The following is a 4,482-nucleotide window of genomic DNA, read 5'->3' as shown; positions in this document are numbered from 1 at the left end:
GCGGGCTCCACGCCCGCGCCGGCCCCCTGCGGTGTGCCGGTCAGCCCGCCGCCTCTCAGGCCAGCGCGTCGGCCAGCGGCAGGGCCGGCATGCCGTGCGCCTCGGCGACCGGGCCGTAGGTGACCTGGCCGTCGTGGGTGTTCAGGCCCAGCGCCAGCGCCGGGTCGCGGCGCAGCGCCTCGCGCCAACCGTGGTTGGCCAGCTCCAGGGCGTACGGCAGGGTGACGTTGGTCAGCGCGTAGGTGCTGGTGTGCGGCACCGCCCCCGGCATGTTCGCCACGCAGTAGAAGATCGACTCGTGGACCTGGTAGGTCGGCTCGGCGTGCGTGGTGGGCCGCGAGTCCTCGAAGCAGCCGCCCTGGTCGATGGAGATGTCGACCAGCACGCTGCCCGGCTTCATCCGGGAGACCAGCTCGTTGGAGATCAGGGTCGGGGCCTTCGCGCCGGGCACCAGCACCGCGCCGATGACCAGGTCCGCGTCGAGCACGGCCCGCTCGATCTCGTACGCGTTGGAGGCCACCGTCTGCAGGTGGCCGCGGTAGATGGCGTCGGCCTGGCGCAGCCGCGCGACGTTCTTGTCCAGCAGCAGCACCTCGGCCTGCAGGCCCAGCGCGATCGCGGCGGCGTTCATGCCGGAGACGCCGGCGCCGATGACGACGGTCTTGGCCGCGTACACGCCGGAGACGCCGCCCATCAGGATGCCGCGCCCGCCGCCCTGCCGCTGCAGGTGGTACGCGCCGACCTGCGGGGCCAGCCGGCCGGCCACCTCGGACATCGGGGCGAGCAGCGGCAGCGACCGGTCGGGCAGCTCGACGGTCTCGTAGGCGATGCCGGTGACCTTGCGGTCGACCAGCGCGTCGGTGCACGCCTTCGACGCGGCCAGGTGCAGGTAGGTGAAAAGCACCTGCCCCTCGCGCATGCGGTGGTACTCCTCGGCGATCGGCTCCTTGACCTTGAGCACCAGCTCGGCGGTGTCCCACACCTCGTCGGCGCTGGCCAGGATCTTGGCTCCGGCGGCGGCGAACTCGTCGTCGCTGATGCTCGACCCGACCCCGGCGCCGGACTCGACGAAGACCTGGTGACCGCTGCGGACGAACTCGTTGACGCCCGCCGGCGTGATCGCCACGCGGTACTCGTGGTTCTTGACCTCGCGGGGGATTCCGACCTTCACGATGCAGACACCTCTCTTCGGGGCTGCGCTCCCCCGACTGCGCGGTGCCACGGCGGCCCCGTTGCCGTCGCGGTCCACCGTCCCGCCGGCGGCAGTCTAGGCGCGTCGCCGCCCTCGCCGGGCCAGCACAGTGACATCCGGTGCCCGCCCACCCTGACGAAGTGTCAGGCATGGACCCGGCCGGCGGTGGGACGCCGCCTCAGCCGTCAGGACAGTGTTCGTCCATTATCGTCCCATCCACCGGGTGCCGCGCGACAGGACGAGAGCCGATCACTAGGGTGTCGCCTCATGACCACTCCTCCTTACCAGCCCGGGGGCTACCCGACGGGCGTCTCCGACAAGAGCAAGGTCGTCGCCGGCATCCTCGGCATCGTGCTGGGCGGCTTCGGCGCCGGCCGGTTCTACATGGGCGACACCAAGACCGGCGTCTTCCAGCTCATCGTGACCCTCGTGACCTGCGGCCTCGGCGGCATCTGGGGCGTCATCGACGGCATCCTGATCCTGGTCAACGGTGGCGTCGACGGCCAGGGCCGGCCGCTGCGCGACTGACCCCGACCGGAACGACGGGAAGGGGCCGTGCGGCGAACCGCACGGCCCCTTCCCACGTACCGCTCTCCCGCGCGGGCTCAGCGCGGCGACGGGGTGTCCGCCCGACGCAGCGCCGACCAGCCGGTGTCGCGGGCCCGGGCGGCGGCGAGCAGCCCGGCCACGCACGACGCGTTGGTGATCTCCCCCGCGAGCACCATGCCGACGGCCTCGTCGAGGTCGATGCGGACGACCTGGAGGTCGGCCTCCTCCTCGCTGCGCTCGTGGCGCCGCTCGGCCGGCACGTCGGTCAGCTCCCGGGCGAGGAACACCCGGACCAGCTCGTTGGTGAAGCCCGGCGAGCTGTGCAGGTCGACCAGGACGTCGAGCCGGCCCGCCACGAGGTCGACCTCCTCGGCCAGCTCCCGGGCCGCGGCGGCGGCCAGGTCCTCGCCGGAGACGTCGGTCAGCCCGGCGGGAAGCTCCCACAGGTGCCGCCCGACGGGGTGCCGGTACTGGCGGATCAGCACCACCTGACCGGCCGTGTCGAGCGCCACCACGGCCACCGCGCCGACGTGCCGGACGAAGTCGCGGACCCCCGTCCCGCCGCCCGGCATGGTCACCTCCTCGCTGACCACGTCGAAGATCCGCCCGTGGTAGCGCTCGGTGCGGGAGCGCACCTCGTAGCGGTGCTCGACGGGGCTCCCGCCGCCCTGCCCGCCGATGCGCCCGCTCACGAGGCCGACGCCGCCTTCGCGGCCGCGCCGCCGTTGCGGGCGGCCTTCTTCGCCGCCGCGTTCTCCGCCGGCTCCAGGTCCACCGGGAGCTGGTCGGCCTCGGAGTAGGCCACGGCCGCCCGGACGAAGGAGGCGAAGAGCGGGTGCGGCCGGGTGGGCCGGCTCTTCAGCTCCGGGTGCGCCTGGGTCGCCACGAAGTACGGGTGCAGGCCGCGGTCCAGCTCGATGAACTCGACCAGCCGGCCGTCCGGCGAGGTGCCCGAGATGTGCAGGCCCGCCTTGGTCAGCGCGTCGCGGTAGGCGTTGTTCACCTCGTACCGGTGCCGGTGCCGCTCGCTGACCTCGGTGCTGCCGTACGCCTCGGCCACCAGCGAGCCCTCGGCCAGCTTCGCCGGGTACGCCCCGAGCCGCATCGTGCCGCCCAGGTCGCCCTTGCCGGCGACGATGTCCTCCTGGTCGGCCATGGTGGCGATGACCGGGTGCTTGGCCTCCTCGTCGAACTCCAGCGAGTTGGCGCCCTCCAGGCCCGCCAGGTGCCGCGCCACCTCGATGGTCATGCACTGCAGGCCGAGGCAGAGGCCGAGCAGGGGGATGCCGTTCTCCCGGGCGTACCGGGCGGTGCCGATCTTGCCCTCGATGCCGCGCACCCCGAAGCCGCCCGGGATCACGATGCCGTCCACGCCGGCCAGGGCGGCGGCGGCGCCGGTCGGGGTGACGCACTCGTCGCTGGGCACCCAGCGCAGCTGCACCCGGGCCCGGTGGCCGAAGCCGGCGGCCCGGATCGCCTCGCTCACCGACAGGTACGCGTCGGGCAGGTCGACGTACTTGCCGACCACGGCGACGGTGACGGTGTGCCGGGGCTGGTGCACCCGGTCCAGCAGGTCGTCCCAGCTCGCCCAGTCCACGTCGCGGAAGGAGAGCCCGAGCCGGCGCACCACGTACGCGTCCAGGCCCTCGCGGTGCAGCACCTTCGGGATGTCGTAGATGCTCGGCGCGTCCGGGGCGGCGGTGACGGCCTCGCGGTCGACGTCGCAGTAGAGCGACAGCTTCTGCTTGACCTTGTCGGGGATCTCCCGGTCGCAGCGCAGCACCAGCGCGTCCGGCTGGATGCCGATGCTGCGCAGCTGGGCCACCGAGTGCTGGGTCGGCTTCGTCTTCAGCTCCCCCGACGGCGCCAGGTAGGGCACCAGCGAGACGTGCAGGTAGAAGCAGTTGTCCCGGCCCAGGTCGTGGCGGACCTGGCGGATCGCCTCCAGGAACGGCAGCGACTCGATGTCGCCGACCGTGCCGCCCACCTCGGTGATCACCACGTCCGGCACCTGACCGTCGTCGTCCGGGGCGGCCATCGCCAGGATCCGCGACTTGATCTCGTTGGTGATGTGCGGGATGACCTGGACGGTGTCGCCCAGGTATTCGCCGCGCCGCTCCTTGGCGATCACCTCGGAGTAGATCTGGCCGGTGGTGACGTTCGCCTTGCCGGAGAGCGCCCGGTCCAGGAACCGCTCGTAGTGCCCGACGTCGAGGTCGGTCTCGGCGCCGTCCTCGGTGACGAAGACCTCGCCGTGCTGGAACGGGTTCATCGTCCCCGGGTCGACGTTGAGGTAGGGGTCGAGCTTCTGCATGACCACGCGCAGACCGCGCGCGGTGAGCAGGTTGCCGAGGCTGGAGGCGGTGAGGCCCTTACCCAGCGAGGAGGCGACGCCCCCGGTGACGAAAATGTGCCTGGTCGTCCGTGCTGAAGGGGCCAAGGCCTGCTCCCGTGTCGTCCGTCGCGGTCGTGCAGACCGCCGTGCCGATCAGCAAAGTGATCACGCGATCCACGGGATTCCACGGTAACACCTCACCCGCCGTCGCCGCCCGGCGCACCCGTACCGGCCCTCCGGGTGTCGCCGGGCCGGGTCAGGAGGCCGTGACCTCGGTCGATGGCCGGTCGGCCGGCGCGCGGTCGCCGTCGCCCGCCCGGGTCGCGGCCCCGCCCGTGCCGGACCCGGCGGCCGCTCCCCCGCCGTCGCCGCCCGGCCCGTCACCGCCCGGCCCGCCGTCGCCCGG

At 73.0% G+C, this 4,482-nt stretch carries 4 protein-coding genes; 1 reads left to right on the top strand and 3 read right to left on the bottom strand.

Features of this window, described 5'->3' with window-relative positions; all coding sequences use genetic code 11:
• Positions 1 to 55: 55 nt before the first annotated feature.
• The gene (gene ald, locus ACWENR_RS29845) at positions 56 to 1,171 is read right to left on the bottom strand and encodes an alanine dehydrogenase (RefSeq protein WP_452280283.1); all 1,116 of its coding nucleotides are present in this window, start codon (positions 1,169 to 1,171) and stop codon (positions 56 to 58) included.
• Positions 1,172 to 1,459: 288 nt separating this feature from the next.
• Here ald and ACWENR_RS29840 point away from each other — a divergent pair, with 288 nt between their 5' ends.
• Positions 1,460 to 1,720: a TM2 domain-containing protein gene (locus ACWENR_RS29840; protein ID WP_452280282.1), complete on the top strand. Its 261-nt coding sequence runs from the start codon at positions 1,460 to 1,462 to the stop codon at positions 1,718 to 1,720.
• A 77-nt stretch (positions 1,721 to 1,797) separates the two neighbouring features.
• Here ACWENR_RS29840 and ACWENR_RS29835 read toward each other — a convergent pair whose 3' ends face one another.
• Together ACWENR_RS29835 and ACWENR_RS29830 are read right to left on the bottom strand one after the other, a co-directional pair.
• Positions 1,798 to 2,433 carry an NUDIX domain-containing protein gene (locus tag ACWENR_RS29835; RefSeq protein ID WP_452280281.1) on the bottom strand — a complete coding sequence of 212 codons (636 nt, stop codon included), beginning with the start codon at positions 2,431 to 2,433 and terminating at the stop codon, positions 1,798 to 1,800.
• Positions 2,430 to 4,181, bottom strand: a complete 1,752-nt coding sequence (locus tag ACWENR_RS29830) for a CTP synthase (RefSeq protein ID WP_452280280.1) — start codon at positions 4,179 to 4,181, stop codon at positions 2,430 to 2,432. The genes ACWENR_RS29835 and ACWENR_RS29830 overlap by 4 nt, the downstream gene beginning before the upstream one ends.
• Positions 4,182 to 4,482: the final 301 nt, after the last annotated feature.

The organism is Micromonospora sp. NPDC004336, from assembly GCF_053602615.1.
Note: the sequence above shows the minus strand (reverse complement) of the source record. Positions and strands in the feature narration are given on the sequence as shown.